Source organism: Sabulibacter ruber, assembly GCF_017355955.1.
In the GTDB taxonomy this organism is placed as follows: Bacteria; Bacteroidota; Bacteroidia; order Cytophagales; family Hymenobacteraceae; genus Nibribacter; species Nibribacter ruber_A.
The window spans coordinates 1-278 of record NZ_JAFFID010000120.1; the positions used below are offsets into that span (position 1 = coordinate 1).

A 278-nucleotide genomic window follows, 5' to 3' on the forward strand; every position below is an offset into this window, starting at 1 on the left:
GCGGCCGAGGAAGGCCTCCGGCGGCACGGGCGTCTGCGGGTTGTAGACCCAGACATAGCGCAGGTCGCGGTCGTGGCTGCACAGCGAGATGCGCGAATGGCGGAGCGCCATGCGGAACCGCTCCTCGCTTTCGCGGAGCGCGCGGGCCATGGCGGCACGGGCGCGGGCCTCCGCCTGGAGCAGGCGCTTGGCCTGCTGCTCCCGCCGCACGTAGCCGGCCAGGGTGCCGGTCAACAGCAGCCCGACGATCAGCACCCCCCAGGCGTGGCGGCTCGCCG

General features: G+C 74.5%; 1 protein-coding gene. It reads right to left on the reverse strand.

The window, feature by feature from the left end; genetic code table 11:
• Window positions 1-278, reverse strand: a 278-nt coding sequence (locus JT719_RS24705; protein WP_207436439.1) for a hypothetical protein, incomplete at both ends; no start/stop codon positions are given.